The 20126-nt window shown below is 50.9% G+C and carries 17 protein-coding genes; 10 read left to right on the forward strand and 7 right to left on the reverse strand.

The features are described 5' to 3' along the window. Positions 1-574: 574 nt before the first annotated feature. The 4 genes from rpmJ to JFY74_06410 form a co-directional block, all read right to left on the reverse strand. On the reverse strand, positions 575-718 hold the full coding sequence (rpmJ, locus tag JFY74_06395) for a 50S ribosomal protein L36 (GenBank protein ID QQG29669.1): 144 nt from the start codon (positions 716-718) through the stop codon (positions 575-577). A gap of 16 nt (positions 719-734) precedes the next feature. Beyond that, a complete protein-coding gene (locus JFY74_06400; protein QQG29670.1) occupies positions 735-983 on the reverse strand; it encodes a type B 50S ribosomal protein L31 in 249 nt (82 codons plus the stop codon). Positions 984-1225: 242 nt separating this feature from the next. After that, positions 1226-4354: an efflux RND transporter permease subunit gene (locus tag JFY74_06405; protein QQG29671.1), complete on the reverse strand. Its 3129-nt coding sequence runs from the start codon at positions 4352-4354 to the stop codon at positions 1226-1228. 28 nt (positions 4355-4382) lie between these two features. Beyond that, positions 4383-5576 carry an efflux RND transporter periplasmic adaptor subunit gene (locus JFY74_06410; GenBank protein QQG29672.1) on the reverse strand — a complete coding sequence of 398 codons (1194 nt, stop codon included), beginning with the start codon at positions 5574-5576 and terminating at the stop codon, positions 4383-4385. 165 nt (positions 5577-5741) lie between these two features. Between JFY74_06410 and acrR the strand changes: the two genes are divergently transcribed. Continuing rightward, positions 5742-6383 (forward strand): multidrug efflux transporter transcriptional repressor AcrR, encoded by a 642-nt coding sequence (gene acrR / locus JFY74_06415; protein ID QQG29673.1) that lies wholly within the window; start codon positions 5742-5744, stop codon positions 6381-6383. Positions 6384-6439: 56 nt separating this feature from the next. On the opposite strand, the gene rsmS is transcribed toward acrR, so the two are convergent. After that, positions 6440-6610 carry a pleiotropic regulatory protein RsmS gene (gene rsmS, locus JFY74_06420; protein ID QQG29674.1) on the reverse strand — a complete coding sequence of 57 codons (171 nt, stop codon included), beginning with the start codon at positions 6608-6610 and terminating at the stop codon, positions 6440-6442. A gap of 35 nt (positions 6611-6645) precedes the next feature. Next, positions 6646-7182 carry a primosomal replication protein gene (locus JFY74_06425; protein QQG29675.1) on the reverse strand — a complete coding sequence of 179 codons (537 nt, stop codon included), beginning with the start codon at positions 7180-7182 and terminating at the stop codon, positions 6646-6648. 210 nt (positions 7183-7392) lie between these two features. On the opposite strand from JFY74_06425, the gene JFY74_06430 reads away from it, so the two are divergent. From JFY74_06430 to hemH, 8 genes are all read left to right on the forward strand, one after another. Then, the gene (locus tag JFY74_06430; GenBank protein QQG30463.1) at positions 7393-7788 is read left to right on the forward strand and encodes a DUF454 family protein; all 396 of its coding nucleotides are present in this window, start codon (positions 7393-7395) and stop codon (positions 7786-7788) included. Positions 7789-8003: 215 nt separating this feature from the next. After that, positions 8004-8558 (forward strand): adenine phosphoribosyltransferase, encoded by a 555-nt coding sequence (apt, locus tag JFY74_06435; protein QQG29676.1) that lies wholly within the window; start codon positions 8004-8006, stop codon positions 8556-8558. A 74-nt stretch (positions 8559-8632) separates the two neighbouring features. Continuing rightward, the gene (gene dnaX / locus JFY74_06440) at positions 8633-10696 is read left to right on the forward strand and encodes a DNA polymerase III subunit gamma/tau (protein QQG29677.1); all 2064 of its coding nucleotides are present in this window, start codon (positions 8633-8635) and stop codon (positions 10694-10696) included. A gap of 40 nt (positions 10697-10736) precedes the next feature. Next, positions 10737-11066, forward strand: a complete 330-nt coding sequence (locus tag JFY74_06445) for a YbaB/EbfC family nucleoid-associated protein (protein QQG29678.1) — start codon at positions 10737-10739, stop codon at positions 11064-11066. Beyond that, positions 11066-11671 carry a recombination protein RecR gene (recR, locus tag JFY74_06450; GenBank protein QQG29679.1) on the forward strand — a complete coding sequence of 202 codons (606 nt, stop codon included), beginning with the start codon at positions 11066-11068 and terminating at the stop codon, positions 11669-11671. The genes JFY74_06445 and recR overlap by 1 nt, the downstream gene beginning before the upstream one ends. Positions 11672-11851: 180 nt before the next feature. Continuing rightward, positions 11852-13735, forward strand: a complete 1884-nt coding sequence (gene htpG / locus JFY74_06455) for a molecular chaperone HtpG (protein ID QQG30464.1) — start codon at positions 11852-11854, stop codon at positions 13733-13735. A gap of 264 nt (positions 13736-13999) precedes the next feature. Continuing rightward, a complete protein-coding gene (gene adk / locus JFY74_06460) occupies positions 14000-14644 on the forward strand; it encodes an adenylate kinase (GenBank protein ID QQG29680.1) in 645 nt (214 codons plus the stop codon). Between the two features lie 222 nt (positions 14645-14866). Next, a complete protein-coding gene (hemH, locus tag JFY74_06465) occupies positions 14867-15829 on the forward strand; it encodes a ferrochelatase (GenBank protein QQG29681.1) in 963 nt (320 codons plus the stop codon). 104 nt (positions 15830-15933) lie between these two features. Here hemH and JFY74_06470 read toward each other — a convergent pair whose 3' ends face one another. Then, a complete protein-coding gene (locus JFY74_06470; GenBank protein ID QQG29682.1) occupies positions 15934-17619 on the reverse strand; it encodes a Kef family K(+) transporter in 1686 nt (561 codons plus the stop codon). A gap of 668 nt (positions 17620-18287) precedes the next feature. Between JFY74_06470 and JFY74_06475 the strand changes: the two genes are divergently transcribed. Beyond that, complete coding sequence (locus tag JFY74_06475) at positions 18288-19937, forward strand: bifunctional UDP-sugar hydrolase/5'-nucleotidase (GenBank protein QQG29683.1); 1650 nt, start codon at positions 18288-18290, stop codon at positions 19935-19937. The last annotated feature ends 189 nt before the right edge of the window (positions 19938-20126 follow it).

The following is a 20126-nucleotide window of genomic DNA, read 5'->3' on the forward strand; positions in this document are numbered from 1 at the left end:
TATTCAGTGTTACTGCGGTTAACACCTGGTAAACAGGTAGACTGATGAAGCCTGCAAGATAAAAGCGTTAGCATTGTTTCGTATTCATGCTGTTACCAACAATGCATTGAGCCATTGTGATTTGTTCAGCAAGGAATGAGGCAACTGCGATTCTTGTACCTCCTGCTATTACTATGTCGCGAAATAGGATTGGCGTAAATGCCAACATATCATGACTTAACCTTAAGTATAGTTATACTGTGGTGGTTAGGATTACGTCATTCTATATATGACTATAGCAAAAGCGCTCATAAAATTCGCGGATAATAGGTAAGGTTTTCACCGCTATTTATTTTGATTAATCCTTAAAATTTTTGTTGTAACAATGAGCATAGAATAAACTCGACTGCATATTATTTAATTATTTCTATCTGAAAATATGAGAAATGGCAGAAGGAATGCGAAGGGATTGTTCAGTTGATAAGACAGATTGATGCTCGTTATCCTATTGTTTCATAAGTTTTTTATATGAATCACTCTGTACAGTCTGGTTAGCGTCATAACACAGACTGTACGGAGATGTGGCCGGGAAAGATTAACCTTTTTTCTTTTTTCCGCCTTGTACAGCCTTAAAGCGCGGATTGGATTTACATATAACGTAAACTCGCCCGCGGCGGCGGACCACAATACAATCTTTATGACGATTCTTTGCTGAACGTAGCGAACTAAGCACCTGCATTTAATAGCCTCTCTGATTACTTGAAGAAGTTCCCAAAACGCTGCTGGAAGCGCGCTGTGCTGCCTTCTTTGGAATATTCTTTTTGCTTCCCAGTGTAATAGGGATGCGATGCCGAAGAAACGTCAACGGTGACGTAAGGGTAGCTGGTACCCTCAAGTTCAATGGTACGATCGGTTTTAATCGTTGACCCTGTTTTGTAATAGACATCCGCGCTAGTGTCATGGAATACCACCGTGCGATAGTCAGGATGAATACCCGCTTTCATAGTTGCTCCTGATTGTTATGTTATAACATAAATAATATGTTGCGCTTTTTTAGCATCAGGATCAACTATTATGTTGCGGTAGACGTCAGCATTCTCTAAACCACTATAGAGACGACTAATCTGAGCCAAACAGCGCATAGTGCTGTTTAGCTTTTAGCTCAGGTTAGTCATGGGGAGACTGGACAGGGGCGTAAAAAAGGCCGCTAGGCGGCCTTTTAGAGTATATCGGAAGGGATTCGGTCTTAGTGCGCTGTTGTGTCGTCTACTTTCTTGCCGAAGCGACGGCGAACAACAACAAAGAACACAGGAACGAAGAAGATAGCCAGCACGGTTGCTGTAATCATCCCGCCCATTACGCCAGTACCAACGGCGTTCTGTGCACCGGAACCTGCACCACTACTGATGACCAACGGCATTACACCGAGGATAAAGGCAAGTGATGTCATCAGGATTGGACGCAAACGCATACGAACGGCATCGAGCGTTGCTTCTATCAGTCCTTTCCCTTCTTTTTCCATCAGATCTTTAGCAAATTCGACAATCAATATGGCGTTCTTCGCCGATAACCCTATGGTTGTCAGCAGGCCCACCTTAAAGTAAACGTCGTTTTCAAGACTTGTCATATTCGCCGCAATCAACGCACCGATGATCCCCAATGGAACCACCAGCATGACAGAGAACGGAATTGACCAGCTCTCATAAAGCGCCGCCAGACACAGGAACACGACAATCAGTGAAATGGCATAGATTGCGGGTGCTTGGTTGCCTGATAATCGCTCTTGATAGGACATACCCGTCCATTCGTAGCCGATACCTTGCGGTAATTGGGTCACGAAATTTTCCATCAATGCCATGGCCTCACCGGTACTCTTACCTGGCGCGGCTTCACCTTGGAGCTGCATGGATGGTTGGCCGTTATAACGTTCCAGACGCGGTGAACCGTATTCCCAGTGGCTCTGCGTGAAGGCAGAGAATGGCACCATTTGTCCGTTGCTACCGCGGATGTACCAGTTTTTGATGTCATCCGGCAGCATACGGAAAGGCGCATCGGCTTGAACGTAAACTTTCTTCACGCGACCGCGATCGATGAAGTCATTCACATAAGAACCACCCAGCGTGGTTGCCAATGTTGAACTGATATCCGACAGTGACACACCAAGCGCCTGTGCTTTTTCCTGATCGATATCGAGACGGAACTGCGGTGTATCTTCCATCCCGTTAGGACGAACTTGCACCAGCGTATCAGGACGTTGTGCTGCCATACCTAGCAGTTGGTTACGTGCTTCCGTCAGTTTTGCATGGCCAAGGTTAGCCTGGTCAATCAACTGGAAGTCGAAACCTGTTGCGGTACCCAGTTCGATAATCGCAGGAAGGTTGACTGCGAAAACCATAGCTTCTTTATACTGGCTAAAGGCCGCGTTTGCTCGGCCTGCAATCGCCATAACTTTATTTTCTGCGCCGCTTCGTTCACTCCAGTCACTCAGGCTGGCGAAGGCCAGACCGACATTCTGCCCACGGCCAGAGAATCCGAAGCCCGACACCGTAAATACAGATTTAACGTTACTTTTCTCATTCTCGAGATAGTAGTTCGTCATTCTGTCCATGATTTTCTGCGTGTTTTCCTGCGTTGCCCCTGAAGGCAACTGAACGATGTTCAGGAGAACACCCTGATCTTCATCTGGCAGGAAGGACGTCGGTAAGCGTAAGAACAGAAATGCCAGACCGACAACAATCAGCAGATAGATGACCAGATAACGGCCTGTGCTGCGCAGAATATTTGCCACACTATCGGTGTAGTGATGCGTGCTTTTCTCGAACAGTCTGTTGAACCAGCCGAAGAAGCCTTTCTTCTCACCGTGATCGCCTTTGGCGATTGGTTTTAGCAGCGTTGCGCAAAGCGCGGGTGTCAAAATCAATGCGACCAGAACCGACAGCACCATCGCAGACACGATTGTGATGGAGAACTGGCGGTAGATTGCCCCTGTCGAACCACCGGTAAACGCCATTGGGACGAATACCGCGGACAGAACCAGCGCAATACCGACCAACGCACCTTGAATCTGTTCCATGGATCGTTTGGTTGCTTCTTTAGGCGGTAGACCTTCTTCCGCCATGACACGTTCCACGTTTTCCACGACGACGATGGCGTCATCCACCAGAAGCCCGATGGCGAGAACCATCGCGAACATCGTCAGGGTGTTAATGGAATAACCAAACGCGGAGAGGACCGCAAACGTCCCCAGCAAGACGACTGGCACCGCAATGGTTGGGATCAGCGTGGCACGGAAGTTCTGCAAGAACAGATACATCACCAGGAATACCAGTACGATGGCTTCCACCAGCGTTTTCACGACTTCGTTGATCGAGATCTTAACGAAGGGGGTGGTATCGTACGGGTAAACCACTTTCAAGCCAGAAGGAAAGAACTCTTCTGCCTTGGTCAGCGCATTTTTTACTGCGGTTGCCGTATCCAGCGCGTTCGCCCCAGTTGCCAGCTTGATACCGATACCTGCTGCGGGCTTACCATTGAAACGGGCTATAACGTCGTAGCCTTCAGCTCCCAGCTCAACGCGTGCGACGTCTTTAAGACGAACTTGAGATCCATCTGTATTAACTTTCAGCAGTATTTTAGAAAACTCTTCTGCTGAATTCAGTCGGGTTTGCGCAATGATCGAAGCATTCAACTGCTGACCGGGAACCGGCGGAGCGCCCCCTAATTGTCCTGCTGCGATTTGGTTGTTTTGAACTCGGATTGCGGCGGAGACATCACCCGCAGTTAATTGGTAGTTGTTCAGTTTGTTTGGATCCAGCCAGATACGCATTGCGTATTGGGAACCAAACAGCTGCGCGTCACCTACGCCAGATGTACGGCTGATAGGGTCTTTAACATTAGCAGCCACGTAGTCAGCGATATCTTCCTGTGACATTTTACCGTCTTCACTGATGAAGGCGGCAACCATGAGGAAGCTACTGCTTGATTTCTGAACGTTAACCCCTTGCTGCTGTACTTCCTGCGGCAGCAGCGGCATGGCCAGTTGCAGTTTGTTCTGCACCTGAACCTGTGCGATGTCCGGATCGGTACCCGCGTCAAACGTCAGCGTAATCTGAACCGTACCAGACGAATCACTGCTTGATGACATGTACATCAGGTTATCGATACCGTTCATATTCTGTTCGATAACCTGCGTCACGGAATCTTGCAGCGTTGATGCATCGGCTCCTGGATAATTTGCTGTTACTTCAATCGCAGGTGGTGCGATCGTCGGATACTGGGCAATAGGTAATTTAACAATTGCCAGTAACCCCGTCAGCATCACCATGATGGCGAGCACCCATGCAAAAATGGGTCGATCTATAAAAAACTTAGCCATGAATTATACCGGCTCCTGTTAGAACGTCTTAAGACTTCGCGGGTTCTGCTGACGCTTGCGGCGTCTGCTGATTTTCTGAAGCGATTTCTTTAGCTTTCACCTGCGCACCGGGTCTGATTTTTTGCAAACCCGTAACGATAACGCGATCGCCCGCTTTCAAGCCTTCGGTAACTAACCATTTGTCACCAACTGCCTTACTAGTTTTAAGCGTGCGAGGTTCTACTTTATCGCCTTCCCCAACCACCATCGCCGTGGCCTGACCACGTGGATCGCGGGTAACACCTTGCTGAGGAACTAACAAGGCTGTTGGGTTCACGCCGGAATCGAGACGAGCTCGTACAAACATTCCGGGAAGGAGGTTGTGCTGTGGGTTCGGGAAAATAGCGCGCAGTGTGATGGAACCGGTGGTTTCGTCTACCGTGACATCAGAGAATTCTAATGTACCTGCCTCAGTATATTCAGTACCGTTTCCCAAAAGCAGGCGGACATTGGCTTTGCCTTCACTTTGTTTCAGCGTACCGTTTTCCAGCTCTTTCTTCAGTTGCAGGAAATCATTACTGGACTGCGTGACGTCAACATAGATCGGATCAAGCTGCTGCACGGTAGTTAATGCCGTTGCTTGTCCGGTTGCTACCAATGCGCCTTCCGTCACGGTGGATTTACCCACGCGGCCTTCGATTGGCGAGTTAACTTTAGTGTAAGCCAGATTGATTTGTGCGGTGTCAACCGCTGCTTTAGCAGCCTGAACCGAAGCATCAGCCTGACGAGAGGTGGCAACAGCCTGATCGTAATCCTGCTTGCTGACGTAGTTGGTGCCCAAAAGCGGCTTATAGCGATTAACTGTCAGGCGGGCAATTTCTGCCTGAGCCTGTGCCTGAGCGAGTGAGCCTTTGGCGCTATTGTAGCTTGCCTGGTATGTCGCAGGATCGATTTGATACAGCGATGCGCCAGCCTTAATGTCAGACCCTTCAACGAAGTTGCGTTTGAGGATAATGCCGCCAACCTGTGGGCGAACCTCGGCAATGCGGTAAGCACTTGTACGGCCCGGCAGCTCGGTCATGACATTCAGTGCTTCCGTTTTTAACGTCACAATACCCACTTCAGGCATCTGCTGCTGTGCGCCGCCTTGCTGATTATTGCCGCTATCACATCCTGCGAGCATTAAGCCGCCAGAAAGCATCAGAACTGCCGCCAGAGGCGTTAGCCCTCTGTTTTTGTTCATAGATAAACCTCAAGTGTCCGATTTGAAATTGACCAATGGATCACAAGCTTAAAAACCCATTGCTGCTATAGTCTTATGTTCATGCTATGTTACATACATTCTCGAATGTATGTAAATCACGCTTTCCTTCAAATACAGCGATATGGCACGAAAAACCAAATTATCATGGCACGAAAAACCAAAAAACAGGCTCAGGAAACCCGACAACATATACTGGATACTGCGTTAAGAGTCTTCTCTGAGCATGGTGTGTCCGCGACCTCATTGTCTGACATCGCCACCGCTGCCGGTGTGACCCGCGGTGCTATTTATTGGCATTTTAAAAATAAAGCCGAAATTTTTGACGAAATCTGGGCCTTGGCTGAGTCAAAAATAGATGAGTTTGAAATAGAGTATCAGACAAAATTCCCTGATAATCCACTCCGCGTGATGCGTGAATTATTGATTTATATGCTGCGTTTAACCGTTAGTGATACACATTGGCGATCCATTATGGAGATCGCTTTTCACAAATGTGAGTTTGTCGGTGAAATGTTGCAATCGTACAATGCGCGCAAAGAGCTTTATCTCTCCTGCTATGTCGATATTGAAGAAAACCTGATTAAGTGCATCCGGGTGGGGATGTTGCCGACGGACATTCATCCACGTCGTGCAGCAATCGCGATGCGTGCCTATTTTTCCGGCGTGATGGAAAACTGGCTATTTATGCCGGAAAGTTTCGATCTCGATCAGGAAGCCCCCGCGCTGGTGGATGCTTTTATTGATATGCTGCATTTTAGCCCGGCGCTACGTAAACCCGCTGAATAAGCCGTTGAACGACGGCGCTAATACCTGTTGCCTTTAAGCTCTTGAGCTATTTTTTCCTAGGCGGAGGATTTAGCGTTACCGTCTTCTTGCGAGAGCTTTTTCTCAAAATCGGTACGTACAATCTCCAAGGCGGCCAGCGCGATACGCGGTGCGATCTGGTTTTCTTCCAGCAACATAATCAAGTCGACCGCCAGCTTGACCTCGGGTGGGGCGTTTTCAAGTGACATAAATCAGTTCCTCATTTCTTGGCGAACCCGCCGCACTACAATCCTTGCTCACGGCGTTCGATTTGACGTTCCAGACGTGCCAGCGCCTGACGGCAGCGTGACAGCCGTCCTTCCAGCGCCGCCAGCTCTTTTTGTAGCCGCTGTTGCTCGCTGAATTGCGTCTGCGTGATGAGCAGGCTTTCTCTATCCTGAATCATGGAAAGCAGACGGCGTTCATAATCCTGATGCTCCGCCAGCTTGTGATACACATCTTCCGGCTGTGGTGCGTTACTTTGCTCCTGCCTGCGTAATGACTGCGTTGCCAGCTCACGCTGCAATGCGGCTATCTGGCTGACCAGCTTTTCAGCCAGAAACGCCACGCGATCGGTGCGCTGCTCTGCAACTAACTGCTTTATCGCCTGCAAATTTTGTTCAACTTCGGCGCGATAATCACGTAGCCGAGTGCCGTAGCTGCTAAAAAGCTGACGATCAAAGCGCGATTGCGGCACGGCTTTATCCGCCAGCGGCTCAAGCTCTTTCGCTAGCGTATTAATTTGTTGTTCAAGCGCTTGTAGCAATCGATGCGTGTTCACTTTTTTCCCTTACGGTCAGGCTGATTATTCAGCGAGCTAGCTTCGCGCGGTGTGTCGGCGCATGGTATACATTGGCATCGTTAGTCTACGTCGCTTTACTGCACTGCATGAGGATATCTTAACTAATCCATCGGGCAAGGTGGTGATAAAGTGTGGTGGACATTGTCGCAGACAAAACATAGTTGTAGTGAACAAAGCAGAAAGGTGAATATGTATCGCGTGTTGCTGATGATATTGGGGTGGGTTTCCGTTGTGCTGGCAACGTTGGGTGTCGTGTTGCCTTTATTACCGACTACGCCTTTCTTGCTACTGGCCGCCTGGTGTTTTGCCCGCTCGTCCCCGCGTTTCCATAACTGGCTACTGTACCGTTCCTGGTTTGGCAGCTATCTGCGTCATTGGCAGCAACATCGGGCGTTGCCGCCGGGTGCAAAATGGAAGGCTGTCACCATGATTCTGTTAACGTTCGCGCTTTCGCTCTGGCTGGTTAAGCTCGTCTGGGTCAGGATTTTGCTGTTGGTCATTTTGGCTATTTTGCTGACCTTCATGCTTCGTTTACCCGTGATTGATCCAGAACAACAAACGCAGAGCGCGAATCCGAAAAGATAGTGTAAGCGGCGGCCTCTGTGACGGACAGACAAAAAATACACACCCAGAGTGCGGGTGGTTGCATTTATCCGTCACTTTGACTAGATTTGACCGTTTTCGTGCACGGGTCGCCATTTTTCCTCTTTGTCATAATGCCTATTCATCGCATCATGCGATGATGAAAGCTTTGTGGCGACCGGCATTGGTATGTTCAGAACGTTTTATCAGGCACAACTATGACGACCGTAACAGCGCAGCAGGCAGAATTAATTAAAAACAGTATCAAAAGCATCCCCGATTATCCGAAGCCAGGCATACTGTTCCGTGATGTCACCAGCCTGCTGGAAGATCCTGTGGCCTATGCAGCCAGTATTGAGATGCTGGCAAACCGCTACCGCAACACCGGTGTGACGAAGGTTGTCGGGACGGAAGCGCGTGGTTTCCTGTTTGGCGCCCCAGTTGCGTTGGCGCTGGGCGTAGGTTTTGTTCCCGTGCGTAAACCGGGCAAGCTGCCACGTCCGACGATCAGTGAAAGCTATGAACTGGAATACGGTTCAGATACGCTGGAAATTCATGCAGATGCAATCTCCGCGGGCGATAATGTGCTGGTGATCGACGATCTGTTGGCAACGGGCGGTACGCTCGAAGCGACGGTGAAATTGATTCGTCGTCTGGGCGGTACTGTCAACGATGCCGCTTTTATCATCAATTTGTTCGATCTGGGTGGCGAGCAACGCCTGACCGAGATGGGTGTCACCTGCTATAGTCTGGTTGACTTCCCCGGACATTAATCATAACAGTCTCGCCGATAGCGGCGTGGCTGTGTTAGCATGATCGCCTCAATAACTCGACTGTTGCGGTATTGATGAGCTATCAGGTTCTTGCCCGTAAGTGGCGTCCCCAAACCTTTGCCCATGTTGTCGGTCAGGAACATGTCCTGACCGCGTTGGCTAACGGCCTTTCCCTAGGCAGAATCCATCACGCTTATTTGTTTTCTGGCACCCGCGGTGTCGGGAAGACGTCGATTGCCCGTTTGCTGGCAAAAGGGCTGAATTGCGAACAGGGCGTGACGGCAACGCCGTGTGGCCAGTGTGACAACTGCCGCGAAATCGAACAGGGCCGTTTTGTCGATTTAATCGAAATCGATGCGGCGTCTCGCACTAAAGTCGAAGACACGCGCGATCTTCTGGATAACGTGCAGTACGCGCCTGCGCGTGGGCGATTCAAGGTGTACCTGATTGACGAAGTACACATGCTATCGCGCCACAGCTTTAATGCGCTGCTGAAAACGCTGGAAGAACCGCCTCCGCACGTCAAATTCCTGCTGGCGACCACCGATCCGCAAAAACTGCCTGTGACCATTCTGTCACGCTGCCTGCAATTTCACCTCAAAGCGCTGGATGCCGAACAGATTCGTGCGCATCTGGAACAGGTATTACAGGCAGAAAACCTCGTCAGTGAACCTCGGGCGCTGCAACTTCTGGCGCGTGCTGCCGATGGGAGCTTGCGTGATGCGCTGAGTTTGACCGATCAGGCCATTGCCATGGGGCAAGGGCAGGTCACGACCGCTTCAGTCAGCCAAATGTTGGGCACGCTGGACGATGAGCAACCGCTGGCACTCATTGAAGCACTGGCGAAAGGCGATGGAGCACAGGTCATGTCGCTGTTAGACCAGGTCGCGGCACGGGGAGTGGACTGGGAATCGCTGCTAGTGGAAACCCAGACGCTGTTACATCGTATTGCGATGGTCCAACTGCTGCCTGCGGCGCTGGGGGATGATTACGCCGCAGTTGAAGCGCGTATGCGAGATTTGGCACGTGCGCTGCCGCCCGCAGAGGTGCAGCTTTACTACCAGACGATGCTCATTGGCCGCAAAGAACTGCCTTTTGCGCCCGATCGGCGGATGGGCGTTGAAATGACGCTACTGAGAGCGTTGGCGTTTCATCCTAGCCAGATTATCGCCGAGCCTGTAGCGCCGGTGAGCGCTGCGCCAGCTCAGGCAGCGCGCGCGCCTTCTATTCAGCCTCCTGTACAGCAGCCCGTTGCGACGGTATCGGCGACGGTCCGTGCGCCAGTGCCACAAAATACAGCAGCTCCCGAAGACATGCCGCCGCCATCTTATTCTCCCGAGCCGCCGATGGATGCCTCTGCCTATGCGCTGCCGTTAGGGGAAGCGCCTGCTTCAGCAGAGCAGCATGATGAGAGTGAATTGCCTGATGCGACGTCTCAGCTATTACAGGCGCGTAGTCAGCTCTTGCGAAAACAGGGGAGTACGCCACCAAAAAAGGTTGATCTGGCAGCGTCTGACAACACGCGGCCGGCAACCTCAGCGCTGGAGCGATTGGCTTCGGTGACTGAGCGCAGCATTCAACGGCAAAACGCGAAAACTTCTTCCTCCGAACCCAAAAAACCAGAAGCCTATCGCTGGCGGGCGCAAAATAAAGTCGAAGAAGAGAAGGTCGACGTAGCGACGCCAAAAGCGTTGCGTTCAGCATTAGAGCACGAAAAAACGCCTGAACTGGCGGCACGGCTAGCGGAAGAGTCACTGGAGCGGGATGCATGGGCGGCGGAAATCCATCGCCTGACGTTGCCAAAGCTGGTACAACAGCTGGCACTCAATGCGTTTAAAGAGAGCGAAGAAGCAGGTAAGATCCATCTGCATCTACGTTCATCCCAGCGGCATCTGAATTCGCCTGCGGCGCAAAAGACGCTGGCGGACGCATTGACGGCTCACTACGGGCATCCTGTAGAATTACTGATTACTGAAGACGATAACCCGGCGGTGCGGACGCCGCTGGAGTGGCGTCAGGCTATCTATGAAGAGAAGCTGGCGCAGGCGCGTCAGTCGATTCTGGCCGACACAACGATTCAAACGCTGCGGCGTTTCTTTGATGCGGAACTGGACGAAGAAAGTATCCGCCCTGTTTAACCGCTGCGAGTGCGCAGCCCGACGTGATAGAGAGAAAACTATGTTTGGTAAAGGTGGAATTGGCAACCTGATGAAGCAAGCCCAGCAGATGCAGGAAAAAATGCAGCAGATGCAGGAAGAAGTGGCGAATCTGGAAGTCACGGGCGAATCAGGTGCAGGTCTGGTGAAAATCACGATCAACGGTGCGCATAACTGCCGCCGTGTTGAGATCGACCCAAGCCTGATGGAAGACGACAAAGAGATGCTGGAAGACCTGATCGCTGCGGCGTTCAACGATGCAGCTCGTCGTATTGCTGAAACGCAAAAAGAGAAAATGGCGTCTGTTTCCAGCGGTATGCAACTGCCGCCGGGCTTCAAGATGCCGTTCTGATGCAGACCAGTCCGCTTCTTGAATCACTGATGGAAGCGCTGCGTTGCCTGCCGGGCGTTGGGCCCAAGTCGGCGCAGCGCATGGCGTTTCAACTCCTGCAACGTAACCGCAGTGGCGGTATGCGTCTCGCGCAGGCGTTGACGCGGGCGATGTCCGAAATCGGTCACTGTAGCGATTGTCGGACATTTACCGAGCAGGACGTTTGTGCGATTTGCTCGAACCCGCGCCGCCAACAAAACGGGCAGATTTGCGTGGTAGAAAGCCCGGCTGATATTCATGCCATTGAACAGACGGGGCAGTTTGCCGGTCGGTACTTTGTACTGATGGGGCATTTGTCGCCGCTGGATGGCATTGGCCCGGACGATATCGGTTTGGGGCGGTTGGAAGAGCGACTACAGGTGGAATCGATAAGCGAAGTGATTCTGGCTACTAATCCGACGGTAGAAGGCGATGCTACGGCAAACTATATCGCGGAGCTGTGCGCGCAACACGGCGTGATGGCCAGCCGCATTGCACACGGCGTTCCCGTTGGTGGTGAGCTGGAAATGGTCGATGGCACCACGCTTTCCCATTCGCTCGCGGGTCGTCAGCCTTTCCGGTTTTAATCTGTCGGCTGCCAGCATCATTATCTGGCAGTCGCAGTCTTGTTTTCCTCTTTCATCTCATCGTTTTCTTTTTTCGCTGAAATTTACCCCTTGAAATCCCCTCGGTTTATCCCCACTTGCTACTTATCGTCAGTTTAATCAGCCTGAATAATATTAGGATTGAGGTAAGCAATAATGAGTATGAAAGGCCAAGAAACTCGCGGGTTCCAGTCCGAAGTTAAGCAACTCTTGCATTTGATGATCCATTCGCTCTATTCCAACAAAGAAATTTTTCTGCGTGAATTGATCTCCAACGCCTCCGATGCGGCAGACAAGCTACGTTTCCGTGCGCTGTCCACACCAGAGCTGTATGCGGGTGATGGCGATCTGCGTGTGCGTGTGTCTACGGATAAAGAAAAACGCACCCTGACGATTTCTGACAACGGTATCGGCATGAGCCGTGACGAAGTCATTGATAATCTGGGGACGATTGCGAAATCCGGCACCAAGGCCTTTCTGGAATCGATGGGTTCCGATCAGGTTAAAGATAGCCAACTGATTGGCCAGTTCGGTGTGGGTTTCTACTCCGCCTTCATCGTGGCGGATAAAGTGACCGTGCGTACCCGTGCCGCGGGTGCGAATGCCGATCAGGGCGTGTACTGGGAATCTGCCGGGGAAGGGGATTATACCATCGCCGACATCACCAAAGACGATCGCGGTACGGAAATCACCCTGCATCTGCGTGAAGGTGAAGACGAATTCCTGGATGACTGGCGTGTGCGTTCCGTCATCAGCAAATATTCCGACCACATCGCGCTGCCGGTAGAAATCCAATCCCAGACAGAAAGCGAAGAAGAAGGCGGCGAGTCCACCGTTAGCTGGGAAAAAATTAACAAGGCGCAGGCTCTGTGGACGCGCAGTAAATCTGAAGTCAGCGATGAGGAATACAACGAGTTCTATAAGCACATCTCCCATGACTTTACCGATCCGCTGAGCTGGAGCCACAACCGCGTGGAAGGTAAGCAGGAATACACCAGCCTGCTTTATATTCCTGCCCGTGCACCGTGGGATATGTGGAACCGCGATCATAAACACGGCCTGAAACTGTACGTTCAGCGTGTCTTTATTATGGATGACGCCGAGCAGTTCATGCCGAACTACCTGCGTTTTGTGCGCGGCCTGATTGATTCCAACGATCTGCCGCTGAACGTTTCCCGTGAGATTTTGCAGGACAGCCGTGTGACGCAGAACCTGCGTAATGCGCTGACTAAACGCGTGCTGCAAATGCTGGATAAACTGGCGAAAGATGACGCGGAAAAATACCAGACGTTCTGGCAACAGTTCGGTCTGGTGCTGAAAGAAGGCCCGGCGGAAGATGGCAGCAACCGCGAAGCGATCGCGAAACTGCTGCGCTTTGCCACGACACAATCCGACAGCTCTGCACAGACGGTATCGCTGGAAGATTATGTTAGCCGGATGGTGGAAGGTCAGGACAAGATTTACTACATCACCGCAGACAGCTATGCGGCGGCCAAGAGCAGCCCACATCTGGAACTGTTCCGTAAGAAAGGCATCGAAGTATTGCTGTTGTCCGAGCGCATTGACGAATGGATGATGAGCTACCTGACCGAGTTCGACGGTAAATCCTTCCAGTCGGTCAGTAAAGCAGATGACACGTTAGACAAATTGGCTGATGAAGAAAACGATGCGCAGAAAGAAGCACAGAAAGCGCTGGAGCCATTTGTTGATCGTGTGAAAACCCTGTTGGGCGAGCGCGTTAAGGATGTGCGTTTCACCTACCGTTTGACCGATACGCCTGCTATTGTCGTAACGGATGCTGACGAGATGAGCACGCAGATGGCGAAACTGTTCGCCGCAGCGGGCCAACAGGCTCCGGAAGTGAAGTACATTTTTGAACTGAACCCGGAGCACACGCTAATTAAACGTGCGGCTGACGTTTCTGATGAAGCCGAGTTTGGCGAGTGGGTTGAACTGCTGCTGGATCAGGCTCTGCTGGCCGAACGCGGTACGCTGGACGATCCGAACCTGTTCATCCGCCGTATGAATCAGCTGTTAAGTGCCTGATAGTGATATCCTCCAGACCCCGGTGCCAACCGGGGTCTTTCCCCTGACTTTTACGCTTCCTTCCGCTATTGGGTGTTTCTTCGTCTACACTGAATGGCAACATTGGGAAGACGGCAAACCGTATTTTTAGGTATCTGGCTTTTTTTCATCTGCCTGCGCGTTGCTGAAGCGAGCCCGTTCCTTGAGCATAAGCGTCTGGAATGGTATGGTTTAGCGTTTTTCAAATTTATTTTATAAATATTACATAGCAAGGGGATTTACGCGATGCGTATTATTCTGCTGGGCGCTCCGGGCGCAGGCAAAGGTACTCAGGCTCAATTCATCATGGAGAAATACGGTATTCCGCAGATTTCCACGGGTGACATGCTGCGTGCAGCGGTAAAAGCGGGTACTGAATTGGGCAAGCAGGCTAAAGAAATCATGGACGCAGGTAAGCTGGTCACTGATGAGTTGGTCATTGCTCTGGTTAAAGAGCGCATCGCCCAGGAGGATTGCCGTAACGGTTTCCTGCTGGATGGTTTCCCACGCACCATTCCACAAGCTGATGCGATGAAAGATGCAGGCATCAATGTGGATTACGTTATCGAATTTGCCGTTCCTGATGAACTGATCATCGATCGTATCATTGGCCGTCGCGTTCATGCGGCGTCCGGTCGTGTCTATCATGTAAAATTCAATCCGCCTAAAGTTGAAGGCAAAGACGACGTGACGGGCGAAGATCTGACTATTCGTAAAGACGATCAGGAAGATACCGTGCGTAAGCGTCTGGTTGAGTACCATCAGCAAACTGCACCGCTGGTTTCTTACTATCAGAAAGAAGCTGACGCGGGTAACACGCGCTATTTCAAAGTAGAAGGCATGCGTAAAGTGGAAGAAGTTCGCGCAGAACTGGAAACCATTCTGGGCTAATTTTTCTACACGAATCATACCCGAACACCTGAATGCCAGACGACCGTCTGGCATTTTTTCGTTCTGAAATCCTCGTTTGCTTTGTTTCCTCTATTGATAGCATCGGCGTTATCCCTGCTATCTACCCGTATTTGTTTAGCTTTTTTTCGCTACAATAGACATTTGATGTTACGCACTGGCGGGCTGAGAGAAAGCCTGCTTCTCCATAAAAGGAAGACGGCGATGAAACAAGAGAAATACGGCGTGCTGATGGTGAACTTAGGGACACCCGATGCCCCGACGCCGCAGGCGGTGAGGCGTTATCTGGCGGAGTTTCTCAGCGACCGGCGCGTGGTGGATACGCCGCGCCTGCTATGGTGGCCGCTGCTGCGCGGTATCATCCTGCCAACCCGTTCACCGCGAGTGGCGAAGCTCTATCAATCGGTCTGGATGGAAGAGGGATCGCCGCTGTTGGTGATTAGCCGTCGACAGCAGCAGGCACTGGCTGCTCGCATGCCGGAAACGCCTGTTGAACTGGGGATGAGCTATGGTTCGCCCAGTCTGCGTTCGGCGCTGGATAAGCTACTGGCGCAAGGCGTAACGCAACTGGTGGTCTTGCCGATGTATCCGCAGTATTCCTGCTCAACAACAGCCGCTGTGTGGGATGGGTTAGCGGCGCAACTGCGGGATAATCGTCAGTTGCCTGCGATTCGCTTTATCCGTGATTACGCCGAACATCCTGTGTATATTGCGGCGTTGAAGCACCGTGTCGAGCAGTCTTTTGCTGAACACGGTGAACCAGACAGATTAGTGATCTCCTATCACGGCATTCCCGAGCGGTATGCCAATGAAGGGGATGACTATCCACAACGCTGTCGGGCGACCACAGAGGCGCTGATTGCTGCGCTGGGGCTGCCGGAAGGCAAAATAATGATGACCTTCCAGTCGCGTTTTGGCCGTGAACCCTGGCTGACGCCATATACGGATGAAACCATGCAGGGGCTACCCGCGCAGGGAATCAAGCACATTCAGATTATGTGCCCCGGTTTTTCCGCTGATTGTCTGGAAACGTTGGAAGAGATTCAGGAACAGAACCGTGAGATTTTCCTGCACGCAGGCGGAGAGGCATTCCACTATATTCCTGCGCTCAATGACGATCCGCTACACATCGATCTGCTGGAACAGTTAGTGAGCAAAGCAGAGTAGGGACAAGACCGTTTTTGTCTGGTGATGTTTGACGGTATATTGCACAACGTAAAAAAATGGCGGGCCAAATAGACCCGCCATTTTTGTCTCTAACGTGTAGGCATTTAAATAGGACATGCCTGAGGCGCGGGTGGAATGTCATCCAGCTTCAACATAGTGATCATGCTGTTGGCGATTTCCCGCTCCCCCATTACCACTTCGTTGGCACCGTGCTCCATAATGTAGCTGACTTCATCGTCATAGTGCGCGCGGGCGATAATCTCTAGATCGGCACGCTTTTCACGAGCCGCAGCGACGATTTCCCCCGCCTCATAGCCGTTCGGAATGGTCAGCAATAGCCAACGGGCGCAGTCCAGACGCGCAATATCCATGATTTCAGGCTTGGTGGCGTTACCTAATACAGCTTTAATTCCCTGTTCACGCAGTGCATCAACACGTGTACGTGAATTCTCAATGACAACGATGGGAATTCCGGCCTGATGCAGTTTGGCACCAATCAGGCTACCAACACGACCATAGCCGACTAGCAGCGCATGGTTGCACATATCGACAGGAATCTGTTTCTCTTCCTCAATCGCTTCTTCCACAATCTGTTCTTCTATTGTTTCGTTCTTCGCCAGATAGCGTTCAAGTAGCGTAAACAGCAACGGGTTTATCATGATGGAGAGTATGGCACCGGCCAGTACCAGATTCCGTCCTTCTTCGGACAGCAGCCCCAGCACAATACCGAGTCCGGCCAAAATAAAAGCAAATTCACCGATTTGCGCCAGACTGGCGGAAATCGTTAATGCTGTCCGCTTGGAGTGACCAAAGAGGCGAACCAGCACGAAAGCGGCGGCTGACTTACCGAACACGATAATCGCCAGCGTGATCAGCACTGAAATCGGGTCGTTCAGCAGGATCATCGGATCAAACAGCATACCGACGGAAACGAAGAACAGTACGGCGAAGGCATCGCGCAGCGGCAGCGTGTCGTGCGCCGCACGCTGGCTGAGTTCAGATTCGTTCAATACCACACCAGCGAAGAATGCGCCCAGTGCAAAGGAGACATCAAACAGTTTCACCGCGCCAAAGGCGATACCCAGTGCCATTGCTAACACTGCCAGCGTGAAAAGCTCACGTGAACCGGTGCTGGCGCTTTTTGCCAATACCCACGGCACCAGACGACGACCTACGACAATCATCAGGGTAATAAACGCAATCACTTTACCGATGGTCCAGGCCAAATCGGTTAGCAGTTTGCTGGTGTCGGCATGCTCAGCGCCGATCATGTCGCCGAAGGCCGGTAGCAGAACGAGCGTAAGGACCATCGCCAGATCTTCCACAATCAGCCAGCCGATGGCGATTTGACCACGTTGACTATCAATAAGCTGTCGTTCTTCCAACGCGCGTAGCAGAACCACAGTACTGGCGGTTGAGAGGCAAAGGCCGAAAACCAGGCCGCTCGCCAGGCTCCAGCCCAGCATGGTGGATAACCCCATTCCAAGTAGCGTTGCCACGGCAATCTGGGCTATCGCACCGGGAATGGCGATGGACTTTACCGCCATGAGATCTTTTAGTGAGAAGTGCAGGCCAACGCCAAACATCAGCAGGATTACGCCAAGTTCCGCGAGTTCTGATGCCAGTGAAGTATCGGCAACGAAGCCAGGTGTAAAAGGACCGACAAGAACGCCTGCGGCAAGGTAACCAACAAGGGGAGAGATACGCAGGCGGTGTGCCAGAATACCAAGGAGGAAGGCAAGAACCAGCCCCCCAGCGATAGTAGAAATTAGCGGTGTTGCAGCATGCATCCCAACTCCTTGTGCCATAGGTGAAACGTAATTGAGCGGATTTACCCTTCTTGCTTTGAAGTTACAGCGTGGTTAGCAGCGCTTACGTATCCTTATGACTTTTATTATGCACCGAAAAGCGTATTGGGATTCGTTCGTTTGCTGTTTGGCTGCAACGCCAATTACTCTGGGTATAGATAAATTCTATTGCATATAGCGAAATGTTGCTTGGATAAAAGTGGTATTTTATGAAAAATATCAGTTTCTCCAGTTAAAGGTAGTCTAACACAGATTTAGGGATGGTTTCTCGCGATAAGCATTGATAAACATGCGTAATTATTCTGATAGCATGATGTTATGGGCTGTAATGCCCTACGGCTTTCCCGTGTATTCAGCGGAATGGTTTTATCCACTAACATAAAACCCCAGAAAATAGGGGATAAACGGTGTGTCGTTGGGTTATTCCGATGAAGTATCCATATTAGCAAGAGTTCGTGACGGCGTGACGACAGTGCCAAGCCCGAGTGATATCACTCTCGCTGCTATACCTCATCTGATTTTGTCGGCTACCGCACATTGCTGACGGACAGCGTGAATGCGCCTCGCGCATTGTTCATCTTGCTGTGCTAGTTTGTGTGGTGAATTTCTCAGTGGTTCCACTGGGTCTTTAAAATAAACGGAGATTTATCATGCGCTTTTCAGTAAAAGCTCTGGGATGTGCGATGGCGGTATCGCTCGCACTAACACCTGTAATGTCAATGGCTTGGGAAAAAGACAAAACATACGCCATCACTATTTTGCATACCAATGACCATCACGGCCACTTTTGGTATAACGATCACGGTGAATATGGATTGGCCGCACAAAAAACGCTGGTCGATCAGATCCGTCAGGAAGTGGCGAGTAAAGGTGGCAGCGTACTGCTGCTTTCCGGTGGTGATATTAATACTGGCGTGCCTGAGTCCGATTTGCAGGATGCAGAGCCAGATTTCCGCGGTATGAACATGGTCGGCTATGATGCGATGGCGCTCGGCAACCATGAATTTGATAATCCGCTGTCTGTCCTGCGTCAGCAGGAGAAATGGGCGAAATTCCCGCTGTTATCAGCCAATATCTACCAAAAAAGCACCAATCAGCGCTTATTTAAGCCTTATGCCTTGTTCGACAAGCAAGGTGTGAAAATCGCGGTTATCGGCCTGACAACAGACGATACGGCCAAATTAGGCAATCCTGAGTATTTTACTGATATCGAATTCCGTAATCCTTCGACAGAAGCGAAGCAGGTTGTTGAGCAATTGCGGAAGAGCGAAAAACCGGATGTGATTATTGCCGCGACGCACATGGGGCACTATGACGACGGTAATCACGGTTCTAATGCGCCGGGTGATGTGGAAATGGCACGTAGCCTGCCTGCTGGATATCTGGACATGATTGTCGGCGGCCACTCGCAGGATCCGGTCTGTATGGCGCAGGAAAATAAAAAGCAGGTGGATTATGTGCCGGGCACACCTTGTGCACCCGATCGTCAGAACGGTACCTGGATTGTTCAGGCACATGAGTGGGGTAAATATGTTGGTCGTGCTGATTTCACATTCCGCAATGGTGAATTGAAACTTGAGCATTACCAGCTGATTCCGATCAACCTGAAGAAAAAGGTAGAGAAAGACGGCAAAACCGAACGTGTTTTCTATACGCATGAAATTACGCAGGATTCTGACGTTATGAAAATGCTGACGCCGTTCCAGGAAAAAGGGCAGGCGCAGCTGGGCATCAAGATCGGTAGCGTGAAAGGCAAGCTAGAAGGCGATCGCAATCAGGTGCGTTTCCGTCAGACCAATCTGGCGCACGTACTGCTGTCTGCACAGCTTGAGCGTGCAGAGGCTGATTTTGCCATCATGAGTGGCGGCGGTGTACGCGACTCGATTGAATCAGGTGATATCACCTATAAAGATGTGCTGAAGGTTCAGCCGTTTGCCAACACGCTGGTTTATGTGAATATGAAAGGCAGCGACGTCGAGAAATATCTGGCCGTAGCCGCCAATAAAAAGGTGGATTCCGGTGCCTATGCGCAATTCCTCAACGTCAGCCTGACGGCAGACGGGCAGGGCGTGCAGAATGTGAAGATCAAAGGCGAGCCGTTGCAGGCCGATAAAGTTTATCGCATGGCAACGCTGAACTTTAATGCGATGGGCGGGGATGGTTACCCGCGCCTTGATAACCTACCGGGCTATGTGAACACGGGTTTTGTTGATGCTGAAGTGTTGAAACAATACATCGAGAAGCACTCTCCGTTGGATGCAGAATCCTACGCGCCGAAGGGTGAAATTGTTTATAAGTAGCTAATAATTATGGCGGTTTTTGTCTCTTTTCTGGTGGCGAAAACCGCTGTTTCTTAGGACGTAGACTGTTAAGGGGGGGGGGGACACATTTAAACCCTCAATAGCTCCAATAGAATGAATGTAATTTTCTGATTTAATTGATTAAATAATTTTATGTTTAGTAAAGCGCTTTAAAATAACCGATCTGCT

Origin of the sequence: Pectobacterium carotovorum (assembly GCA_016415585.1) — a bacterium.
Taxonomy (GTDB): Bacteria; Pseudomonadota; Gammaproteobacteria; order Enterobacterales; family Enterobacteriaceae; genus Pectobacterium; species Pectobacterium carotovorum_K.